Origin of the sequence: Streptomyces sp. NPDC056296, assembly GCF_042268605.1 — a bacterium.
In the GTDB taxonomy this organism is placed as follows: domain Bacteria; phylum Actinomycetota; class Actinomycetes; order Streptomycetales; family Streptomycetaceae; genus Streptomyces.
This window is the reverse complement of sequence record NZ_JBHJRX010000028.1, coordinates 61,575-81,810: the sequence shown is the minus strand read 5'-3', so window position 1 is coordinate 81,810 and position 20,236 is coordinate 61,575. Positions and strand designations below refer to the sequence as shown.

Below are 20,236 nucleotides of genomic sequence, written 5' to 3'. Positions count from 1 at the left end.
CATGTCGATCGACGTCAACAACGAGTCCGGAACCGAGGTCGACGAGCAGGCGATCCTCGACATCGCCCGCTACGCGCTCGCGCGGATGCGCATCCACCCGCTCTCCGAGCTCTCGGTGATCGTCGTGGACACCGACGCCATGGAGCAGCTCCACATCCAGTGGATGGACCTGCCGGGTCCGACGGATGTCATGTCCTTCCCGATGGACGAGCTGCGTCCGCCGGCCAAGGACGAGGACGAGCCGCCGCAGGGGCTGCTCGGCGACATCGTGCTCTGCCCGGAGGTCGCCACCAGGCAGGGCACCGAGGCACCCACGCAGCACTCCATGGACGAGGAGCTCCAGTTGCTCACCGTCCACGGGGTGCTGCACCTGCTCGGGTACGACCACGAGGAGCCGGACGAGAAGGCCGAGATGTTCGGTCTGCAGGCCGCCATCGTGGACGGCTGGCGTGCGGAGAAGGGCCTGACCGGCCCGTCCCCGGCTCCGACCGTCTCATGAGCCTCCCGCTGATCGCCGGCGCGGTCGCCCTGGTCGTGATCGCCTGGCTCGCCGCGTGCGCGGAGGCGGGGCTCGCGAGGGTCTCCAGCTTCCGCGCCGAGGAGGCCGTACGGTCCGGGCGGCGCGGCGGCGAGAAGCTCGCCAAGGTCGCCGCCGACCCGACGCGCTATCTGAACGTGGCGCTGCTGGTCCGCGTCGCCTGCGAGATGGCCGCCGCCGCGCTGGTCACGTATGCCTGTCTGCAGCAGTTCGACGGCACCGGCGAGGCGCTGGTGATCGCCATCGCGGTCATGGTGCTCGTCTCGTACGTCGCCGTCGGGGTCTCCCCGCGCACCATCGGACGCCAGCACCCGCTGAACACGGCGACCGCGGCGGCGTACGTCCTGGTGCCGCTGGCCCGGATCATGGGCCCGATCCCGTCGCTGCTCATCCTCATCGGCAACGCCCTCACCCCCGGCAAGGGCTTCCGCCGCGGCCCCTTCGCCTCCGAGGCGGAGCTGCGCGCGCTGGTCGACTACGCCGAGAAGGAGTCGCTGATCGAGGCCGAGGAGCGCCGCATGGTGCACTCGGTGTTCGAGCTGGGCGACACGCTGGTGCGGGAGGTCATGGTCCCGCGGACCGACCTCGTCGTCATCGAGCGCTACAAGACCATCCGGCAGGCCCTCACCCTCGCCCTGCGCTCCGGTTTCTCGCGGATACCGGTGACCGGTGACAGCGAGGACGACATCGTCGGCATCGTCTACCTGAAGGACCTGGTCCGCAGGACGCACATCAGCCGGGACGCGGAGAGCGACCTGGTCTCGACGGCCATGCGGCCCGCGTTCTTCGTGCCCGACACCAAGAACGCCGGTGACCTGCTGCGCGAGATGCAGAAGGAGCGCAACCACGTCGCCGTCGTCATCGACGAGTACGGCGGCACGGCGGGCATCGTCACCATCGAGGACATCCTGGAGGAGATCGTCGGCGAGATCACCGACGAGTACGACCGGGAGCTCCCGCCCGTCGAGGAGCTGGGCGAGGACCGCTTCCGGGTCACCGCCCGCCTCGACATCGGCGACCTGGGCGAGCTGTACGGCCTGGAGGAGTTCGACGACGAGGACGTGGAGACGGTGGGCGGTCTGCTGGCGAAGGCGCTCGGCCGGGTGCCGATCGCCGGTGCCTCGTCGATCGTGGAGCTGCCCGACGGCCGCGAGCTGCGGCTGACGGCGGAGGCCGCGGCGGGCCGCCGGAACAAGATCGTGACGGTGCTGGTGGAGCCGGTGGGCGCGGTGAAGCGCGCCGAGGAGGCCGTGTCGGAATGACCCCCGGGGAACTGCGCGACTTCTGTCTGTCCTTCAACGCCTCGGTGGAGGACTTCCCCTTCAGCCCCGAGATCTCGGTCTTCAAGGTGCTGGGCAAGATGTTCGCGCTGTCCTTCCTGGACGGGCGCCCCCTCACCGTCAACCTGAAGTGCGACCCGGACGACGCGATCCGGCTGCGCGCCGACCACCCGGGCCTGATCGTCCCGGGCTGGCACATGAGCAAACGGCACTGGAACACGGTCACGGTGGACGGCGGGCTCCCGGACCGTGTCGTCCGGGAGCTGGTCGAGGACTCGTACGACCTGGTGGTCGCCGGCCTACCGCGCGCGGACAGGCTCCGCCTCGACCGTCCCTGAGCGCCCGACCCGCAGCCCGAACGCGACCAGCACGGCCGCCGCCAGCACGATCACCGCGTCCAGGACGAGCACCGTGTGGACGCCGGACGTCAGATCCGTGGACGTGGTGGCCAGGACGCCCAGCAGCGGGATGCCGACGGTGATGCCGACCTGCTGGGTGGAGGTGACCAGGCCGGTCGCCAGGCCCTGCTCCTCGTCGGGGACGCCGGAGGTGACGGTCAGGCCGTAGGAGATGATCGCGCCCAGGTGGCACATGCTGGCCAGCGAGACGGCGGCCGTGGCGAGCACGACCGACCAGCCGCCCTCCCCCAGCGCCAGCAGGGACAGGCCGATCACGCCCTGCCCGGCGAGCGAGCCGGCCAGGGTGCGGCGGGCGCCGAAGCGTCCGATGACGCGGGGGGCGTAGGAACCGGCCACCACCGACAGCACGCCCTGCACGCCGAAGACCAGGCCGGTCTCGAAGGCGGAGAGGTGCAGAACCTCCTGGAGGTACAGGGTGAGGACGAAGACCACCGTCGACATCATCGAGAAGGTGACCAGCCCGCCCAGGTTGCCCCACGCCACCGTGCGGCGCCGCAGCATCGGCAGCGAGACGAGCGGGGCCTCGGTACGGGACTCGACGAGGACGAAGGCGGCCAGGAGCAGCAGGCCCGCGACGAGGGTGACGAGGACGTCGGTGCGGCCGAAGCCGTGCTCGGCGGCCGTCGACAGGGCGTAGATCAGGGACAGCAGACCGCCGGTGACGGTGACCGCGCCGGGGACGTCCAGGCGGGGGCGTTCGGGGGTGCGGGACTCGGGCAGCAGACGCGGGGCGAGGGGCAGCACGATCAGGGCGAACAGCGCCAGCAGGCCCATGGTGGACCGCCAGCTCAGCAGGTCGGTCAGCACCCCGCCGGCCACCATGCCCACCGTGAAGCCGAGCGAGAGCAGGGTGCCGGAGATGCCGAGGGCGCGGTCGCGGGCCGGGCCCTCCGGGAAGGTCGTCGTCAGCAGGGACATGCCGGTCGGGACGATGGCCGCCGCGCCGAGGCCCTGGAGGGCGCGTCCGGTGAGGAAGGAGGCCGGGTCCCAGGCGAAGGTGGCCAGCAGCGAGGCGGCGCCGAAGACCGCGAGGCCGGTGAGGAACAGCCGGCGGCGGCCGTACAGGTCGCCCATGCGGCCGAAGAGCAGCAGGAACCCGCCGGACGGCAGTGCGAAGGCGGTGACCGCCCACTGGAGGGCGGAGGTGCTCATGCCGAGGTCCGCGCCGAGGACGGGCAGGGCGACGTTCAGGACGGAGAAGTCGAGCGCGACCATGAACTGGGCCGCGCAGAGCACGAACAGGACCAGCCGGTCGCGGGGTGAGAGGCGGGGAGCCGCCTGCTCGGCGGACGGTGGGGTGGTTGATGTCTTTGGGGTGGTCGGGGTGGTTGAGGGGGTGTCGATCGCCATGGGGAGGAGCCTGACGGCCCCGGAATAGGCCTGGGGAGCGGCAAGTTGTCCTGGTGGTGGCACCACCAGCCACCGCCAGCATGGCTACGGGGGAGTGCATACGTGCCGGACGTGATCGTGAGGGCCGAGGTGGCGTCGGCGGGCAGGGACCGTCGCCGCAGTGAGCTGCGGGAGTTCCTGATGAGCCGGCGGGCCCGGGTCTCCCCGGCCGAGGTCGGCCTGCCGGACGGCGGGGCACGGCGCCGGACGCCGGGACTGCGCCGCGAGGAGGTGGCCGTACTCGCCGGGGTCGGCGCCTCCTGGTACCAGTGGCTGGAGCAGGGCCGCGACATCTCCGTCTCCCCGCAGGTCCTGGACGCCGTGGCCCGGGTGCTGCGGCTCAGCAACGCCGAACGCCGCCATCTGTACGTGCTGGCCGGGCTGAACCCGCCCGCGGCCGAGGTGGAGCCGGCGAAGCGGGACATGTGCGAGGGGCTGCGGCGGCTGATCGACACGTGGATGCCGTATCCGGCGCACATCATGGACCGGTACTACAACTGCGTGATGTACAACGACTCGGCGTCGATGGTGCTCGGCATGCGGCCCGGGACGACGTGGAACTGCATCGTCGACTTCTTCACCGACCCGCTGTACCGGGCCCGTGCCCGCAGCTGGGAGCAGAACGCGCGCACGGTCGTCGCCCAGTTCCGCGCCACCTGCGCGGCCAATCCGGACGACGAGGGATTCCAGCAGGTGCTGGCGGACCTGAAGGCGGCCAGTGCCGAGTTCGCCGCGCTGTGGGAGGAGCGGGACATCGAGGACGCCGGGCAGATCCGCAAGGAGCTGGACCATCCGCTGGTCGGGCTGCTCAGCCTGGAGTCGACGGCGTTGAAGGTGCCCGCGCGGCCCGATCTGACGATCGTGCTGCACACGCCGCTGGACGAGGCGAACAGCGCGGCGAAGCTGGAGTGGCTGGCCTCGCCGGAGGGGCGGCGCGGGGCGATGTACCCGGTGGCGGGGTGACCGGGTCGGCGGCCGGGGCGGCTGCGTCTGCGGCCGGGGCGGCCATGTCTGCGGCCGGGGCGGCTACGTATGCTCACCTCATGACCGAGACCCCCGACCTCGACCCCGAGGACCGCAAGATCGTCACCCTGGCCCGTTCCGCGCGGGCCCGCAACGGTGTGCCCGAGGGGGCGGCCGTACGCGACGAGACCGGCCGCACCTACGTCGCCGGCACGGTCGCGCTCGACTCCCTGCAGCTCAGCGCGGTGCGGACGGCGGTGGCGATGGCGGTGGCGTCCGGCGCGAAGTCGCTGGAGGCGGCGGCCGTGGTGACGGAGGCGGAGTCGGCGTCGGAGGAGGACCGGGCGGCGGTACGGGACCTGGGGGGTCCCGAGACGCCGGTTCTCGTCGCCGGGCCGGACGGCACGGTGCGCGACACGGTGCGCGCGGGCTGACCCGACCGTCGCGGGCCCGGTGGGCGACCGTGGTACGGCGGGGCTCCGGCGATCAGGGACAATGGGCGCCATGAGCGTTCGTACCCAGTCATCCGAAGAGTCGGCCGAGGCTGTCCACAGGGCCGGTTTCGCCTGCTTCGTGGGCCGCCCCAACGCGGGCAAGTCCACCCTCACGAACGCTCTGGTCGGGCAGAAGGTGGCGATCACCTCGAACCGTCCGCAGACGACCCGGCACACCGTGCGGGGCATCGTGCACCGCCCGGAGGCGCAGCTGATCCTGGTGGACACCCCGGGGCTGCACAAGCCGCGCACGCTGCTGGGCGAGCGGCTCAACGACGTCGTGCGCACGACGTGGGCCGAGGTGGACGTCATCGGTTTCTGCCTGCCGGCCAACGAGAAGCTGGGCCCCGGCGACCGCTTCATCGCCAAGGAACTGGCCGGGATCAAGAAGACCCCGAAGGTCGCGATCGTCACGAAGACCGACCTGGTGGACTCCAAGACCCTGGCCGAGCAGCTGATCGCGATCGATCAGCTCGGCCAGGAGCTGGGGATCACCTGGGCGGAGATCGTCCCGGTGTCGGCCACCGCGAACCAGCAGGTCGACCTGCTCGCGGACCTGCTGACCCCGCTGCTGCCCGAGGGCCCCGCGCTCTACCCCGAGGGCGACCTGACCGACGAGCCCGAGCAGGTCATGGTCGCCGAGCTGATCCGGGAGGCCGCGCTGGAGGGCGTACGGGACGAGCTGCCGCACTCCATCGCGGTGGTCGTCGAGGAGATGCTCCCGCGCGAGGACCGCCCCGCCGACAAGCCTCTCCTGGACATCCACGCCAACGTCTTCATCGAGCGCCCCAGCCAGAAGGGCATCATCATCGGCCCCAAGGGCAAGCGCCTGAAGGACGTCGGCATCAAGTCCCGCAAACAGATCGAGGCCCTGCTCGGGACCCCGGTCTTCCTGGACCTGCACGTGAAGGTCGCCAAGGACTGGCAGCGCGACCCGAAGCAGCTGCGGCGGCTCGGGTTCTGAGACCGCCCGGGGGCGTTCCGGTCCGACGCCCGGGACCGGCCCGGCACGCCGGCCACGCGGCGGCAGCCGCACATCGACACAGCCTGGACCTGCACGTGAAGGTCGCCAAGGACTGGCAGCGCGACCCGAAGCAGCTGCGGCGGCTCGGGTTCTGAGGCCGCCCCGCAGGGCCGCCCGCCGCCCCTCGCAGCCGGCCTCCGCACGCCGGCCACGCGGCGGCAGCCGCACATCGACACAGCCTGGACCTGCACGTGAAGGTCGCCAAGGACTGGCAGCGCGACCCGAAGCAGCTGCGGCGGCTCGGGTTCTGAGGCTTCCGGGGGGCGGGGCCGGTCAGGTCGGGGGGCGGAAGCCGATGGTCGGGACGGCGCGGCGCAGGGGCCACGGTGCCACCAGGTCGGCCGGGACCAGGTCCGCGAGGAACGCGTAACGGCGCAGGGCCGTCGGGTCCTGGCTCTCGACCGACTGGACCTTGCGCCACCAGGTGGCGATCTCGCACCAGCCGGGCGCCGACAGGGAGCCGCCGAACTCCTGGACGGAGAGGGCGGCGGTCAGACCGGCGAAGGCCAGGCGGTCGGCCAGCGGCCAGCCGGCCAGGGTGCCGGTGACGAACCCGGCGACGAAGACGTCCCCGGCGCCGGTCGGGTCCAGGGCCTCGACCTCGATGGCCGGAACCTCGGCGCTCTCCCCCGTACGCCGGTCCACCGCGTACGCGCCGTCCGCGCCGAGGGTGACCACGGCGAGCGGCACATGCTCGGTCAGGGCGTGCGCGGCGGCGCGCGGGCAGGTGGCGCCGGTGTAGCGCATGGCCTCCTCCGCGTTCGGCAGGAAGGCCTCGCAGTGCGCGAGGTCGGGCAGCTCGGCCAGGTCCCAGGCGCCGGTGTCGTCCCAGCCGACGTCGGCGAAGACGCGGGTGCCGCGCGCGGCGGCCTGGGCGATCCAGGGGGCGCGGACGCCGGGCGTGAGGGAGGCGACGGCGGCACGCGCGCGGGGCGGGCAGTCGGGGGACGGTTCCTCGGGCGGCGGCTCGTGGCCGTGGGAGACCATCGTGCGCTCCCCCTCGTACGCCATCGAGACCGTCACCGGCGAGTGCCAGCCGGGCACGGTGCGCGAGGGGGTCAGGTCGATGCCCTCGCCCTGTGCGAGGGCGTCCCAGCAGTAGTCGCCGTAGTGGTCGTCGCCGAAGGCCGCGGCCAGCGAGGTGCGCAGGCCGAGGCGGGCCAGCGCGGTCGCCATGTTCGCCACGCCGCCCGGGCTCGACCCCATCCCGCGCGCCCAGGACTCGGTCCCGCGCACCGGTGCGGAATCGAGCCCGGTGAAGACGACGTCGAGGAAGACGGTGCCGGTCAGATACACGTCCCAGGGCGGGTCCTGCGGCGTGCGCAGGACGGCGAGGGGATCGACCTGGGGGCGGTGGTGCGATCCCTCGTCCGAGGCATGGCGGTGTGTTCTCTCGGCGGCCGGCATGACGGGCATGGCGGGCACGCCGGACGCGGTGGACGCTGTCACGGTGCGCTCCCTGGCATGGTGCGGACCCCGCCAGTGTGCACCACGCCACCGACAGGACGGTGGCGTTCGCGCCGGTGGTGTCAGGTGGTGGCACCGGGTACGGACCCGGTCGTCGCGTCCGCCGCCGCGCCCCAGCCGTACGCTCAGCGCACCGTCAGTCACCAACGCGGCACGGACGGGGTGACCCACTCGGGGTCGGCGACCCGCATCGCGGCCGCGTCGTCGCGGTCGCGCAGCGTGCCGTCATCGTCGAGCCAGCGCCGGTGGAGGAACTCCAGCCGTTCGTGGTCGAGTTCGACACCGAGGCCGGGCGCGTCGGAGACGGTGACCTTGCCGCCGTCGAAGGTGAGCCGTTCGGTGAGCACGTCCTCGGACTGCCAGGGGTAGTGGGAGTCGCAGGCGTGGTGGAGGTCGGGGACAGTGGCCGCCACGTGGGTCATGGCGGCGAGGCTGATGCCCAGGTGGGTGTTGGAGTGCATGGAGATGCCGACACCGAAGGTGCGGCATACGGCGGCGAGTTGCCGGGTGTTGCGCAGCCCGCCCCAGTAGTGGTGGTCGGAGAGCACGACCTGCACGGCGCCCTTGGTGAACGCCTCCTGGATCTCGGCGAACGTGGTCACGCACATGTTGGTCGCGAGCGGCACGCCGGTCTTCGCGGCGACCTCGGCCATGGCCGGGGTGCCGAGCGCGGGGTCCTCCAGGTACTCCAGGACGTTCCCCAGTTCCGCGGCGACCTTGAGCGAGGTCTCGACGGACCAGGCCCCGTTGGGATCCAGGCGCAGGGGGTGGCCGGGGAACGCCTCGGCGAGGGCCTTGATCGCGGCGATCTCCTCCTCGGGCGGGAAGACACCGCCCTTGAGCTTGAAGGAGGTGAAGCCGTAGCGGTCGGTGAAGGCGCGGGCCTGTGCGACGACGCCGGCCGGGTCGAGGGCGGCACCCCAGTCGTCCTTCTCGCACGCCACGCCCGCCGGATGGTCGGCCCACTTGTAGAAGAGGTACGCGCTGTACTCGACGGCGTCGCGCACCTTGCCGCCCAGCAGCGCGTGCACCGGCAGGCCGAGCGCCTTGCCGAGGGCGTCGAGGCAGGCGACCTCGAAGCCGGAGACGACCGACAGGCGCAGCTTGTCGGCGGTCTGGACGCCGCGCAGCCCGCCGACGTCCACCTGCCCGGAGACCCGGGAGGAGTCGACGGCGACCTCGTCGGCCAGGGCGAACAGGCCGTTGAGGTCACGGACCTGACGGCCGACCAGTTTCTCCGCGAAGGGCCGGGCCAGTTCCAGGTACTTGGCGTCGCCGTAGGTCTCGCCGACGCCGGTGATCCCGTCGGCGGTCTCCACCTCGACGATCAGGCGGGGGGTGTACGGCTGGTGGACGCCCTGCGTGTTGAGCAGCGGCGGGTCGGCGACGAGGATCGGGGTGAGGCGGACGTGGGCGACGGTGAGGTTCACAGGGCGGCTCCTACGAGGGCGAGTCCGGCGGTGTCTCCGTATGCAGATGTCATCCACGTATGGAAATGGAGGTTAGATAGGTGAACGCGCGGCGTCAACGGGTCGGCGGCAATCCAGCGGTGCTTCCGCCCGCGAGCGGCTCGGTCCACTGGCGCTGGCGCCCGCCACCACCCGAGCTGAACGCGGCTACGCGAAGCGGTAGGCCTCCACCTCGGCGAGGTAGCGCGCCCGAAGCTCCTCGTCGTCCTCCAGGAAGGACGCGAGGAAGGAGTTGCGGGCCAGCTCCCGCAGCCGCTCCTCGGTGAGGCCCAGGGCCTCGCGTACGGCGTCGAAGTTGTCGCCCGCGTAGCCGCCGAAGTAGGCCGGGTCGTCGGAGTTGACCGTGCACAGCAGCCCGGCGTCGAGCATCGCGGGCAGCGGGTGGTCGGCGAGGGTGTCGACCGTGCGCAGCCGGACGTTGGAGAGTGGGCACAGGGTCAGCGGGACGCGCTCGCGCACCAGCCGCTCGACCAGCGCCGGGTCCTCCACGCAGCGCAGGCCGTGGTCGATCCGCTCGACGCCCAGGATGTCCAGGGCCTCGGTGACGTACTCCGGCGGCCCCTCCTCGCCCGCGTGCGCGACCCTGCGCAGCCCGAGGGCGGCGGCGGCCTCGTACACCTCGCGGAACTTGACCGGCGGGTGGCCGACCTCGGCGGAGTCCAGGCCGACGCCGGTGATCCGGTCGAGGTAGGGCTTCGCTGCGTCGAGGGTCGCCAGCGCCGACTCGGCGGACTCGTCGCGCAGGAAGCACATGATCAGGCGGGTGGAGACGCCGTGGTTCTCTCGGCTGCGGCTCAGCGCCCGCCACAGGCCCTCCACGACCGTGCCCATCTCCACGCCCCGGGCGAGGTGCGCCTGCGGGTCGAAGAAGATCTCCGCGTGCCGCACGCCCTGTGCGGCCGCGCGGGCGAGGTAGGCGCCCGCGAGGTCCTCGAAGTCCCGCTCGGTGCGCAGGACGGCCATGAGCTCGTAGTACAGGTTCAGGAAGGACTGGAGGTCCTCGAACCGGTACGCCTCGCGCAGGGCGTCCTCGTCCGCGTACGGCAGGGACACGCCGTTGCGGGCGGCCAGCGCGAAGGCCAGCTCGGGCTCCAGGGTGCCTTCGATGTGCAGGTGCAGTTCAGCTTTGGGTAGGGGCATCAGAGAATCGTACGGCCGCATTACCGACGTTTCGGAACCGGGACTCTGAGGAGGTCGTGGGCGACGGTCAGCTCCCCGTCGTAGCCCGCCGCCCGTGCCTGCCGTTCGAACTCCTCCGGGTCCGAGTAGCGCTGGCTGAAGTGGGTGAGGACCAGGTGCCGTACGCCCGCGTCCCGGGCGACCCGCGCCGCCTGGCCGGCGGTGAGGTGGCCGTGGTCGGTGGCGAGTCGCTCGTCCTCGTCGAGGAACGTGGACTCGATGACCAGCAGGTCGCAGCCCTCGGCGAGCGCGTGCACGCCCTCACAGAGCCGGGTGTCCATGACGAACGCGAACCGCTGGCCCCGGCGGACCTCGCTGACCTCGTCGAGCGGGACGCCGTTCAGTGAGCCCTCGCGCTGGACGCGGCCCACGTCGGGGCCCTTGATGCCGTGCGCGGCCAGGCGTTCGGGCAGCATGCGGCGGCCGTCGGGCTCGGTGAGGCGGTAGCCGTAGGACTCGACGGGGTGGGAGAGCCGGTGGGCGTCGAGGGTGTAGGCGGGGGTGACCGCGAGGACGCCGTCGGAGTCGACCGGGGCCTCGGTGAGGGTGACCGTCTCGCGGTAGGCGGTGGCGTACCGCAGGCGGTCGAAGAAGCGCCGGCCGGAGCGCGGGTAGTGGGCGGTGACCTCGTGCGGCACCTGGTCGAGGTTGATGCGCTGGATGACGCCGGCGAGGCCGAGGCTGTGGTCGCCGTGGAAGTGCGTGACGCAGATCCGGTTCAGGTCGTGGGCGGCGACCCCGGCGCGCAGCATCTGGCGCTGCGTGCCCTCGCCGGGGTCGAACAGGATGCCCTCGCCGTCCCAGCGCAGCAGGTAGCCGTTGTGGTTGCGGTGCCGGGTGGGGACCTGGCTGGCGGTGCCGAGGACGACGAGTTCACGTACGGACATCGTGGGTTATCCGGGTCGTCCGGGTTATCCGGGGGGCCATTCGAGGCCGCGGCCGCCGAGCACGTGGGCGTGCGTGTGCCAGACGGTCTGGCCCGCGCCGGTGCCGGTGTTGAAGATCGTGCGGTAGCTGTCGAGCTTCTCCTGGTCCGCGATCGCCTGGGTCTCGCGCAGGACGTCCGCGGCGAGTTCCGGGGCGCCGGCGGCGAGGGCCGCGGCGTCCCGGTAGTGGGCCTTGGGGATCACCAGGACGTGGGTGGGCGCCTGGGGGTTGATGTCCCGGAAGGCGACGGTCGTCTCGGTCTCACGGACGATGGTCGCCGGGATCGTCCCCGCGACGATCTTGCAGAACAGACAGTCGTCCTGCGGTTCCCCGGTCATGGGGCCTCCTCACGCTGGTGATCTTGTACAGGGGCATCGTATCGATCGGGCACTCAGTCCGAGGCCGGCAGGCTCGGCGGGGTCTTCGCCGGGGTCTCCTCCAGCGCCGCCAGCGCGAGCCTGATCGCCTCGTCCAGCTGGGGGTCCCGGCCCGCCGCGTGGTCCTGGGGACGCTGCGGCACCTCCACGTCCGGATCGACGCCGTGGTTCTCCACGCCCCAGCCGTAACCCTCCAGCCAGAAGGCGTACTTGGGCTGGGTGATCAGCGTGCCGTCGACCAGGCGGTAGCGGCTGTCGATGCCGATGACGCCGCCCCAGGTGCGGACACCGACGACCGGGCCGATGCCGAGTGCCTTGATCGCGGCGTTGACGATGTCGCCGTCGGAGCCGGAGAACTCGTTGGCGACGGCGACGACCGGGCCGCGGGGCGCGTCCAGCGGATAGCTGGCCGGCCGCATGCCGCGCGGCAGGTCCCAGCCGACGATGCGCCGGGCGAGCTTCTCGACGACCAGTTGGGAGGTGTGGCCGCCGCGGTTCTCGCGGACGTCGACGACCAGGCCCTCCCGGGCCACCTCGACGCGCAGGTCGCGGTGGATCTGGGCCCAGCCGGGGGCCTGCATGTCGGGGACGTGGAGGTAGCCGAGCCGGCCGCCGGAGCTCTCGTGGACGTAGGCGCGGCGGTCGGCGACCCAGGCGTGGTAGCGCAGGGGCTCCTCGTCGGCGAGCGGGACGACGACGGCGTGCCGCGGCTCGCCGCCGCCGGACGGGGAGATGGTCAGCTCGACGGGCTTGCCCGCCGTGCCGACCAGCAGCGGGCCGGGCCCGGTGACCGGGTCGACGCTCTGGCCTGCGACCGCGACGATCGCGTCCCCTGCGCGCACGGCGACACCGGGCGCGGCGAGCGGGGAGCGGGCGTCGGGGTCGGAGGTCTCCGAGGGCAGGACCCGGTCGATGCGCCAGGTGCCGTCCTCGTGCCGGGAGAGGTCGGCGCCGAGCAGGCCCTGCCGGGCGCCGCCGCCGGCGCCGCCGCGCGGGGTGACGTAGGCGTGCGAGGTGCCCAGTTCGCCGTGCACCTCCCACAGGAGGTCGACCAGGTCGTCGTGGGTGGCGAGGCGGTCGAGGACCGGCCGGTAGCGGTCGAGTACGCCGTCCCAGTCGACGCCGCTCATGTCGGGCCGCCAGAAGTGGTCCCGCATGATGCGGCCGGTCTCGGCGTACATCTGCCGCCATTCGGCGGCCGGGTCGACGGTCTGCCGCACGCGGCTCAGGTCGACGGTGATGTTGGTGTCGCTGTCCTCGTCGCCGGAGGCCCGCCGGTCGCTGGGCACGACCTTGAGGCGTCCGTCGGTCCACAGCAGCACCCGCTTGCCGTCGCCGCTGACCTCGAAGTGGTCGGCGTCGGCGGCGAGGTGCTCGACGCGCTGCTGGGCCAGGTCGTAGCGCTCCAGCTCGGTGTGCGGGTCGGGGGCGTCCGGGGTGGCGCGGGAGGCGCCGAGCACGCCGGTGACCGGGTGGCGCAGCCACAGGACGCCGTCCTTGGCGGCGCGCAGCCCGGAGTAGCGGGCGGCCTCGACGGGGAACGGCACGATGCGGTCGGCGAGGCCCTCGATGTCGATCCGGGTGGTCGGGGTGCCCTCGCTGTCGGGGGTCTCGTCCCGGTCCGGGGTCTCGAAGGGGCGGCCGTGGCGCTGCGGGCCGAAGGGCGACGGGGTGGTCGCGGCCAGCGTGATCAGGTACGGGCGGGCGCCCTCGACGAAGGCCAGGTCGAAGACGTGCTCGTCGTAGACCGGGTCGAAGGAGCGGGTGGAGAGGAAGGCGAGGTGCTTGCCGTCCAGGGTGAAGGTCGGCGAGTAGTCCTTGAAGCGCAGCGGGGTCGCCTCGCTCACCGACAGGTCGGTGGTGCCCGCGAGCTTGAGCTGGCGCAGCGGGTCGGGGCCGGGGTGGGACCAGGCGAGCCAGGCGGAGTCGGGCGAGAAGACCAGCCCGGACGCGTCGCCGTTGTCGCTGCGGTCGACCTCGCGGACCTCGCCGGTCTCGCGCTCGACGAGCAGGACCCGCCCGTCGTGCGAGGCGACGGCGGCGCGGCTGCCGTCCGGTGCCATGGCGAGGGCGAGCACCCGGCCCAGCTGCCCGGCGGCGAGACGCCGCGCGGTGGCGCCGGGCGCGAGTCCGGTGGCGGGCGCGAACTCCAGGGCGTCGTCGCCCTCGGCGTCCGTCACCCACACCACCCACTCCTCGCCGTCGGCGCGGAAGGTGCGCGGCAGCCGGGTGCGTACGCCGGACTGCGCGGCCAGCGCGCGGGCCGGTCCGGCGCGGTGGGTGACCCAGTGCACGCCGCCGCGTACGGCGACGGCGCTGCCGCGCGCGGTGTGGTCGGGGGACGCGGAGCCGAACCAGCGGGCGGCGTTCACCGGGTACGTCTGGAGGTCGACGCGCGAGCCGCCGAGCCGGATGTCGAGCCGGCGCGGTTCGGCCGCGTCCAGGTCGTCCAGCACCCACAGTTCACCGGCGCTGGAGTAGACGACGCGGGTGCCGTCGGTGGCGGCGTGCCGGGCGTAGAAGCCGTCGAGGGGGGTGTGGCGGCGCAGGTCGGAGCCGTCGGCGAGGGAGGAGTAGAGCGCGCCGGTGCCGTCGTGGTCGGAGAGGAACGCGATCCGGTCGCCGACCCAGAAGGGGTACTCGATGTTGCCGTCGAGGTCGCTGTGCAGCCGGACGAACTCGCCGTCGCCTTCGGTGTCGTCGATCCACAGCTTGCCCGCCGTGCCGCCCCGGTAGCGCTTCCACCAGGCGGCCTCGCGGCCCATCGGCGCGGACAGCAGCACGGTGCGCGGGCCGTACGCGACGTCGCCGACGGGCCCGTACGGCAGGGTGGTGGCCGGTCCGCCGTCGAGCGGGACGGCACGGGCCCAGCTGCGGCGCAGGCTGGCCTGCCCGTAGGTGCTGAGGGCGAGGACCTGACCTTCCGGGGTCCAGCCGCGCACCTGGGTCTTCAGGCTGCCCCAGTGCGTGAGGCGCTTGGCGGGGCCGCCGTCGGCGGAGGCGATGTGCACCTCGGGTGCGCCGTCGCGGGTGGAGGTCCAGGCGACCGTGGTGCCGTCGGGCGAGACGCGGGGGTGGTTGACGGGCACGTTGTCGGAGCTGACCCGCCAGGCCCGGCCGCCGTCGAGCGGGGCGAGCCACACGTCGTCCTCGGCGGTGAAGGCGACCAACTCGCCGTGCGGGTGCGGAAAGCGGAGGTAGGCAGGCGCTGCGGGCTGTGTCACCCCCTCACCCTATGCAGGGGCGGGGCCCGCCGACAGAGGTTTGGATCACTTACCGGCCACCGGGCCACCGGGCTATTTGCCCTCGACCGGTCGGCAGTGGGGGTCGTCCGGGCACCAGATGGTGCGGGTGACGGTCACCGTGGGCCCCGGCTGGTGCGGGGAGGGGCGGTTCGCGGGCGGGGCGCTCTTGGCGTCGCAGTTGCCCAGCCCCTTGACGCGGAACCACTCCTTGCCGTCCACTTTCGCGGTCAGATCGCCGCGCACGCAGGCGCCGTTGACGACCCGGGTCACCTCGCCGTCGACGGTGATGTCCTTCCCGTCGTCGGTCTCCCCCTCGCAGTCGACGGAGGCGACGGTGTCCTCGCCGGCCGAGGCGGTCTTCCCGCCGCCACCGTCGCCGCCCTCGCCGCTGTCGCCACCCTCGCCACCCTCGCCACCGTCGTCGCCGAAGGAGGCGGTGCAGGTGAGCCACCGCACCTCCGCCTTCTGCCGCTCCAGTTCACGGGTCACGGTCTGGTCGGTCGTGAACGCCACCGACGCGGAACTGAGTCCGCCAGGGTCGCACGCGACGACACCGCCGACGGCGACGACCGAGCCGACGACCACCGGAGCCACACGCCGAATCCGCCTCAATGCCCCCATGGAGGGCAGCCTGCCACCGGTGCGGCGTCCCGCGGTAGAGCGCATACGGCCACTCCTTACTACCGTGGGCGTGTGGGCAACGATCGCAGGCTGCGCAGGCTCGTCGTGGACGAGCGGACGACGTATCTCTGGAGCCACCGGCAGAAACGGGGCCGGGACGGCGTCTGGCGGGACGCGCTGACCCTCTACCGCGACGGGGTCCGCATCCGGTTCGTCTTCCTCGCGGGCGGCCCGGACTCGGGCCGGTACACCTCCGAGGGCGGCTACTGGTGCGAGGGCTGCGTGGCGGACGGCCGCGGCAACCTGCTCAACCTGCGCGAACCCGGTGTCGTACGGCAGTTGCTGGACGAGGCCGGACGGCGCGGGCTGCTGCCCGGGGCCGAGGGGCGGCCGGTGGAACTGGACGGCTGGGAGCTGTTCCCCGCGTTGGCGTCGGCGGCCTGACCGGTCTCAGGACCAGCGGCCGGTGCGGGCCAGGAGCACCGCCGTCGCCGCGGTACCGGCGGTGGAGGTGCGCAGGACGCTGCGCCCCAGACGGTAGGGCCTGGCACCGGCCTGGGCGAAGAGCGCCAACTCCTCGGGGGACACCCCTCCTTCGGGACCGACGACCAGCACGATGTCCCCGGCGGTGGGGAGTTCGGTGGCGGCCAGTGGCTCCTCGCCGCTCTCGTGGAGTACGGCGGCGAAGTCGGCGTCGGCAAGAAGTGAGGCGACCTGCTTGCTCGTCGCCGCGTCCGCGACGTCGGGGAAGCGGACCCGGCGGGACTGCTTGCCGGCCTCCCGGGCCGTCGCCCGCCACTTGCCGAGCGCCTTCAGGCCGCGGTCGCCCTTCCACTGCGTGATGCAGCGGGACGCCGCCCAGGGCACGATCGCGTCGACGCCGACCTCGGTCATCGTCTCGACGGCCAGCTCTCCGCGGTCGCCCTTGGGGAGGGCCTGGACGACGGTGATGCGGGGTCGCTCCTCGGGCTCCTCCCGGACGCTCTCCAGGTCCGTGACGACCAGGCGGTCCTTGCCCTCGGCGGTCTTCACCACGCCCTCGGCCCAGCGTCCGCGCCCGTCGGTGAGGACGACGTCCTCGCCGGCCCGAAGCCGCTTCACGGAGACGGCGTGCCGTCCCTCGGGGCCGTCCAGGACGTACTCGCCTCCGGGCAGGTCCCCCGGCGGGAGGGAGTCGACCACGAACACCGGCGCCGTCATCGGCCCGTACCTCCCGTCACGAACGCTGACAACGCTGTCCCCGCGGCGGCGAGTTCGGCCGCCAGCACCTCCACCAGCTGCCCGGCGGGCAGCTCCCGGGCCATCCGGTGGCCCTGTCCCGCCCAGAGCGCCATGCCCTGCGCGTCGCCCGCCTTCGCCGCCGCCTTGCGCAGCGGGGCGGTGAGGTGGTGCACCTCCGGGTAGGCGGCGGGGGCGTAGGGGCCGTGCTCGCGCAGGAAGCGGTTGACCAGGCCGCGGGCGGGGCGGCCGGAGAAGGCGCGGGTGAGTTCGGTGCGGACGAAGAGGGGGTTGGTCAGCGCCTGCTTGTGCAGGGCGTGCGCGCCGGACTCGGGGGTGGCGAGGAAGGCGGTGCCGAGCTGGGCGGCGCTGGCGCCGGCCGCGAGGACCGCGGCGATCTGGCCGCCGCGCATGATGCCGCCGGCGGCGACGATCGGCAGGCTCACCGCCTCCCGGACCTGGGCGACCAGCGACAGCAGCCCGGTGCCGGCGCCGCCGGTCTCGGGGTGGTCCCGGTGGGTGCCCTGGTGTCCGCCGGCCTCGGCGCCCTGCGCGATCACCGCGTCGGCGCCGGACAGCTCCACGGCCCTGGCCTCCTCCGCGGTGGTCGCGGCGACCAGGGCGAAGGTGCCGACGCGGTGCAGCGAGTCGACGACCTCGCGGCTGGGGACGCCGAAGTGGAACGAGACCACCGGTACCGGGTTGTCCAGCAGCACCGCGAGCTTGGTGTCGTAGCCGTCGTCCCGGCCGCACTCGGGGTCGCCGAGCTCCGTCTCGTACCAGGCGGCCTCGCCGGCCAGCTGGTGGGCGTAGACGCCGACGGCGGCGGGGTCGGCCGTCTCGGGCTGCGGCATGAAGAGGTTGACGCCGAAGGGGCGGCCGGTCAGTCCGCGCAGCTCCTTGATCTCCTGGTACATCCCGTCCGCGGTCTTGTACCCGGCGGCGAGGAATCCCAGCCCGCCCGCCTCGCAGACCGCGGCGGCGAGCTGCGGCACGGAGACGCCGCCCGCCATGGGCGCCTGCACGATCGGGTAGGGGAAGAGATCGGTCAGTGCGGAGGACATGACGGCATGTTGTCACGTCCTCCGAACAAGTCCGAATCCGGGCTTCCGTTGGCATACGCCAGGAGCATCCGCATCGGAACGCCCCTGGCGGTACGCCGTGACCGGTGCCCGTCAGCGCCCGTTGAACGCGTCCTTCAGACGGGAGAACAGCCCTTGCTGCCCAGGCTGACAGTGCCCACCCGGGGGACGACCCCCGGACCCCCGGCAGACCCCCCGAGCGCCACGCCGACAAGCAGGCACAGCCCTCGGGAGCACCACGTCAGCGTCCGTTGAAGGCGTCCTTCAGCCGCGAGAACAGCCCTTGCTGCCCAGGCTGGAACTGCCCCGTCGGGCGCTCCTCGCCGCGTAGTGCGGCCAGCTCTCGCAGGAGGCGTTCCTGCTCGGGGTCGAGCTTGCTCGGGGTCATGACCTCGACGTGGACGATGAGGTCGCCCCGGCCGCCGCCGCGCAGGTGGGTGACGCCGCGGCCGTGCAGCGGGATCGACTGGCCGGACTGGGTGCCCGGGCGGATGTCGACCTCCTCCATGCCGTCGAGCGTCTCCAGCGGAACCTTCGTGCCGAGGGCCGCCGCCGTCATCGGGATGGTGACCGTGCAGTGCAGGTCGTCGCCGCGGCGCTGGAAGGTCGAGTGGGGCAGCTCGTGGATCTCGACGTACAGGTCGCCGGCGGGGCCGCCGCCGGGGCCGACCTCGCCCTCGCCCGCGAGCTGGATCCGGGTGCCGTTGTCGACGCCGGCCGGGATCTTCACGGTGAGCGTGCGCCGGGAGCGGACCCGGCCGTCGCCCGCGCACTCGGGGCACGGGGTCGGGACCACGGTGCCGAAGCCCTGGCACTGCGGGCAGGGCCGCGAGGTCATGACCTGGCCCAGGAAGGACCGGGTGACCTGCGAGACCTCACCGCGACCGCGGCACATGTCACACGTCTGGGCCGACGTGCCGGGCGCCGCGCCCTCGCCGTTGCAGGTGTTGCAGACGACGGCCGTGTCGACCTGGATGTCCTTGGTCGTACCGAACGCGGCCTCGTCCAGCTCGACCTCGATGCGGATCATCGCGTCCTGGCCCCGGCGGGTGCGCGAGCGCGGCCCGCGCTGCGACGCCGTACCGAAGAACGCGTCCATGATGTCCGAGAAGTTCCCGAAGCCGCCCGCGCCGAAGCCGCCCGCGCCACCGCCGGCGGCCTGCGAGAGGGGGTCGCCGCCGAGGTCGTAGACCTGCTTCTTCTGCGGGTCCGACAGCACCTCGTAGGCGGCGTTGATCTCCTTGAACCGCTCCTGGGTCTTCGGATCGGGGTTGACGTCCGGGTGCAGCTCGCGGGCGAGCCTCCGGAACGCCTTCTTGATCTCGTCCTGGGACGCGTCGCGGCGTACGCCGAGTACGGCGTAGTAGTCCGTGGCCACCTACGACTCCGCCAGGATCTGTCCGACGTACCGTGCCACTGCGCGTACCGCTCCCATCGTTCCCGGGTAGTCCATGCGGGTCGGTCCGACCACGCCGAGCTTGGCAACCGCCTCGCCGCCCGAACCGTAGCCCACCGACACGACGGACGTGGAGTTGAGTCCCTCATGGGCGTTCTCATGACCGATTCGGACGGTCACGCCCGGATCCTTCGCCTCGCCGAGCAGCTTGAGGAGCACCACCTGCTCCTCCAGCGCCTCGAGGACGGGTCGGATCACCAGAGGGAAGTCGTGCCCGAAGCGGGTCAGATTGGCGGTGCCGCCGATCATCAACCGCTCCTCGTTCTCCTCGACCAGCGTCTCCAGAAGTGTGGAGAGCACCGTCGAGACCGTACCGCGGTCCTCGGCCTCGAAGGCCTCCGGCAGTTCCTCCACCAGGCTCGGCACGTCCGAGAAACGGCGCCCGGCGACCCGGCTGTTCAGCCGCGCGCGCAGGTCCGCGAGGGACGCCTCGCCGAACGGCGCCGGGCAGTCGACCATCCGCTGCTCGACCCGCCCGGTGTCCGTGATCAGCACGAGCATCAGGCGCGCGGGCGCCAGCGCGAGCAGCTCCACGTGCCGCACGGTCGAGCGGGTCAGCGACGGATACTGCACGACGGCGACCTGCCGGGTCAGCTGCGCGAGCAGCCGCACCGTGCGGGCCACCACGTCGTCGAGGTCGACGGCGCCCTCCAGGAAGTTCTGGATGGCGCGCCGCTCGGGCGGGGTCATCGGCTTGACGCCGGCCAGCTTGTCGACGAAGAGCCGGTAGCCCTTGTCGGTCGGGATGCGCCCGGCGCTGGTGTGCGGCTGCGCGATGAACCCCTCGTCCTCCAGGGCCGCCATGTCATTGCGCACGGTGGCCGGGGAGACGCCGAGGTTGTGCCGCTCGGTGAGCGCCTTGGAACCGACCGGCTCCTCGGTGCCGACGTAGTCCTGGACGATGGCGCGCAGCACCTGGAGCCTGCGTTCACTGAGCACTCGCGCACACCTCCAGCATGTCGTCGTCCGCCCGGCGTCTTGCCTGTCTCACTGTCTGTCCCTGGCACTCACGGTGCGCGAGTGCCAGACTTCCCCGGCCCAGTGTACGGCCGTGGGGTACGCCCCCGGCAAGGCCGGGGGCCGCGCCG

At 72.7% G+C, this 20,236-nt stretch carries 19 protein-coding genes; 7 read left to right on the top strand and 12 right to left on the bottom strand.

Features of this window, described 5'->3' with window-relative positions:
• Position 1 precedes the first annotated feature (1 nt).
• The 3 genes from ybeY to ACFCZF_RS21520 are packed head-to-tail and all read left to right on the top strand — an operon-like array spanning position 2 to position 2,156.
• On the top strand, positions 2-499 hold the full coding sequence (ybeY, locus tag ACFCZF_RS21530; RefSeq protein ID WP_121746951.1) for an rRNA maturation RNase YbeY: 498 nt from the start codon (positions 2-4) through the stop codon (positions 497-499).
• Positions 496-1,800, top strand: coding sequence for a hemolysin family protein (locus ACFCZF_RS21525; protein ID WP_375913146.1), 1,305 nt, complete (start codon positions 496-498; stop codon positions 1,798-1,800). Before ybeY ends, ACFCZF_RS21525 begins: the two co-directional genes overlap by 4 nt.
• Entirely contained in the window at positions 1,797-2,156 is a 360-nt protein-coding gene (locus tag ACFCZF_RS21520; protein ID WP_375913143.1) for an MmcQ/YjbR family DNA-binding protein, read from the top strand. Before ACFCZF_RS21525 ends, ACFCZF_RS21520 begins: the two co-directional genes overlap by 4 nt.
• Here the strand turns inward: ACFCZF_RS21520 and ACFCZF_RS21515 are convergent.
• Positions 2,118-3,587, bottom strand: coding sequence for an MFS transporter (locus ACFCZF_RS21515; RefSeq protein WP_376673003.1), 1,470 nt, complete (start codon positions 3,585-3,587; stop codon positions 2,118-2,120). The two genes, ACFCZF_RS21520 and ACFCZF_RS21515, sit on opposite strands and share 39 nt — an antisense overlap.
• Before the next feature lie 102 nt (positions 3,588-3,689).
• On the opposite strand from ACFCZF_RS21515, the gene ACFCZF_RS21510 reads away from it, so the two are divergent.
• The 3 genes from ACFCZF_RS21510 to era all read left to right on the top strand — a co-directional run bounded on the left by ACFCZF_RS21510 (position 3,690) and on the right by era (position 6,047).
• Positions 3,690-4,589, top strand: coding sequence for a helix-turn-helix transcriptional regulator (locus tag ACFCZF_RS21510; RefSeq protein ID WP_376673002.1), 900 nt, complete (start codon positions 3,690-3,692; stop codon positions 4,587-4,589).
• A gap of 80 nt (positions 4,590-4,669) precedes the next feature.
• Entirely contained in the window at positions 4,670-5,023 is a 354-nt protein-coding gene (locus ACFCZF_RS21505) for a cytidine deaminase (protein WP_376673001.1), read from the top strand.
• A 70-nt stretch (positions 5,024-5,093) separates the two neighbouring features.
• On the top strand, positions 5,094-6,047 hold the full coding sequence (era, locus tag ACFCZF_RS21500) for a GTPase Era (RefSeq protein ID WP_193776243.1): 954 nt from the start codon (positions 5,094-5,096) through the stop codon (positions 6,045-6,047).
• A 333-nt stretch (positions 6,048-6,380) separates the two neighbouring features.
• Here the strand turns inward: era and ACFCZF_RS21495 are convergent, their stop codons facing one another.
• The 7 genes from ACFCZF_RS21495 to ACFCZF_RS21465 all read right to left on the bottom strand — a co-directional run bounded on the left by ACFCZF_RS21495 (position 6,381) and on the right by ACFCZF_RS21465 (position 15,392).
• Positions 6,381-7,514: a carbohydrate kinase family protein gene (locus tag ACFCZF_RS21495; RefSeq protein WP_376673036.1), complete on the bottom strand. Its 1,134-nt coding sequence runs from the start codon at positions 7,512-7,514 to the stop codon at positions 6,381-6,383.
• 200 nt (positions 7,515-7,714) lie between these two features.
• Positions 7,715-9,004, bottom strand: a complete 1,290-nt coding sequence (locus ACFCZF_RS21490) for a glucarate dehydratase family protein (protein WP_376673000.1) — start codon at positions 9,002-9,004, stop codon at positions 7,715-7,717.
• A gap of 186 nt (positions 9,005-9,190) precedes the next feature.
• Positions 9,191-10,183, bottom strand: coding sequence for an adenosine deaminase (locus ACFCZF_RS21485; protein ID WP_376672999.1), 993 nt, complete (start codon positions 10,181-10,183; stop codon positions 9,191-9,193).
• 20 nt (positions 10,184-10,203) lie between these two features.
• Positions 10,204-11,109, bottom strand: coding sequence for a ribonuclease Z (locus ACFCZF_RS21480; RefSeq protein ID WP_376672998.1), 906 nt, complete (start codon positions 11,107-11,109; stop codon positions 10,204-10,206).
• Positions 11,110-11,133: 24 nt separating this feature from the next.
• Positions 11,134-11,487: a histidine triad nucleotide-binding protein gene (locus ACFCZF_RS21475; protein WP_376672997.1), complete on the bottom strand. Its 354-nt coding sequence runs from the start codon at positions 11,485-11,487 to the stop codon at positions 11,134-11,136.
• A gap of 53 nt (positions 11,488-11,540) precedes the next feature.
• On the bottom strand, positions 11,541-14,750 hold the full coding sequence (locus tag ACFCZF_RS21470) for a S41 family peptidase (protein WP_376672996.1): 3,210 nt from the start codon (positions 14,748-14,750) through the stop codon (positions 11,541-11,543).
• A gap of 72 nt (positions 14,751-14,822) precedes the next feature.
• Positions 14,823-15,392, bottom strand: coding sequence for a hypothetical protein (locus ACFCZF_RS21465; protein WP_376673035.1), 570 nt, complete (start codon positions 15,390-15,392; stop codon positions 14,823-14,825).
• A gap of 72 nt (positions 15,393-15,464) precedes the next feature.
• On the opposite strand from ACFCZF_RS21465, the gene ACFCZF_RS21460 reads away from it, so the two are divergent.
• Entirely contained in the window at positions 15,465-15,836 is a 372-nt protein-coding gene (locus ACFCZF_RS21460; RefSeq protein ID WP_376672995.1) for a hypothetical protein, read from the top strand.
• Positions 15,837-15,842: 6 nt separating this feature from the next.
• Here ACFCZF_RS21460 and ACFCZF_RS21455 read toward each other — a convergent pair whose 3' ends face one another.
• From ACFCZF_RS21455 to hrcA, 4 genes are all read right to left on the bottom strand, one after another.
• On the bottom strand, positions 15,843-16,592 hold the full coding sequence (locus ACFCZF_RS21455) for a 16S rRNA (uracil(1498)-N(3))-methyltransferase (RefSeq protein WP_376672994.1): 750 nt from the start codon (positions 16,590-16,592) through the stop codon (positions 15,843-15,845).
• Positions 16,589-17,674 (bottom strand): nitronate monooxygenase, encoded by a 1,086-nt coding sequence (locus ACFCZF_RS21450; RefSeq protein WP_376672993.1) that lies wholly within the window; start codon positions 17,672-17,674, stop codon positions 16,589-16,591. Before ACFCZF_RS21450 ends, ACFCZF_RS21455 begins: the two co-directional genes overlap by 4 nt.
• A 259-nt stretch (positions 17,675-17,933) precedes the next feature.
• Positions 17,934-19,070 carry a molecular chaperone DnaJ gene (gene dnaJ / locus ACFCZF_RS21445; protein ID WP_121746964.1) on the bottom strand — a complete coding sequence of 379 codons (1,137 nt, stop codon included), beginning with the start codon at positions 19,068-19,070 and terminating at the stop codon, positions 17,934-17,936.
• Positions 19,071-20,087 (bottom strand): heat-inducible transcriptional repressor HrcA, encoded by a 1,017-nt coding sequence (hrcA, locus tag ACFCZF_RS21440; RefSeq protein WP_375913104.1) that lies wholly within the window; start codon positions 20,085-20,087, stop codon positions 19,071-19,073.
• Positions 20,088-20,236 lie beyond the last annotated feature (149 nt).

Coding starts and splice junctions, on each gene's coding strand:
- ACFCZF_RS21485 (WP_376672999.1), bottom strand. CDS start 10,183: ATGCCCCTACCCAAAGCTGAACTGCACCTGCACATCGAAGGCACCCTG.
- ACFCZF_RS21475 (WP_376672997.1), bottom strand. CDS start 11,487: ATGACCGGGGAACCGCAGGACGACTGTCTGTTCTGCAAGATCGTCGCG.
- ybeY (WP_121746951.1), top strand. CDS start 2: ATGTCGATCGACGTCAACAACGAGTCCGGAACCGAGGTCGACGAGCAG.
- ACFCZF_RS21455 (WP_376672994.1), bottom strand. CDS start 16,592: ATGACGGCGCCGGTGTTCGTGGTCGACTCCCTCCCGCCGGGGGACCTG.
- ACFCZF_RS21480 (WP_376672998.1), bottom strand. CDS start 11,109: ATGTCCGTACGTGAACTCGTCGTCCTCGGCACCGCCAGCCAGGTCCCC.
- ACFCZF_RS21525 (WP_375913146.1), top strand. CDS start 496: ATGAGCCTCCCGCTGATCGCCGGCGCGGTCGCCCTGGTCGTGATCGCC.
- ACFCZF_RS21505 (WP_376673001.1), top strand. CDS start 4,670: ATGACCGAGACCCCCGACCTCGACCCCGAGGACCGCAAGATCGTCACC.
- ACFCZF_RS21520 (WP_375913143.1), top strand. CDS start 1,797: ATGACCCCCGGGGAACTGCGCGACTTCTGTCTGTCCTTCAACGCCTCG.
- ACFCZF_RS21495 (WP_376673036.1), bottom strand. CDS start 7,514: ATGCCGGCCGCCGAGAGAACACACCGCCATGCCTCGGACGAGGGATCG.
- ACFCZF_RS21465 (WP_376673035.1), bottom strand. CDS start 15,392: ATGGGGGCATTGAGGCGGATTCGGCGTGTGGCTCCGGTGGTCGTCGGC.
- ACFCZF_RS21450 (WP_376672993.1), bottom strand. CDS start 17,674: ATGTCCTCCGCACTGACCGATCTCTTCCCCTACCCGATCGTGCAGGCG.
- ACFCZF_RS21515 (WP_376673003.1), bottom strand. CDS start 3,587: ATGGCGATCGACACCCCCTCAACCACCCCGACCACCCCAAAGACATCA.
- era (WP_193776243.1), top strand. CDS start 5,094: ATGAGCGTTCGTACCCAGTCATCCGAAGAGTCGGCCGAGGCTGTCCAC.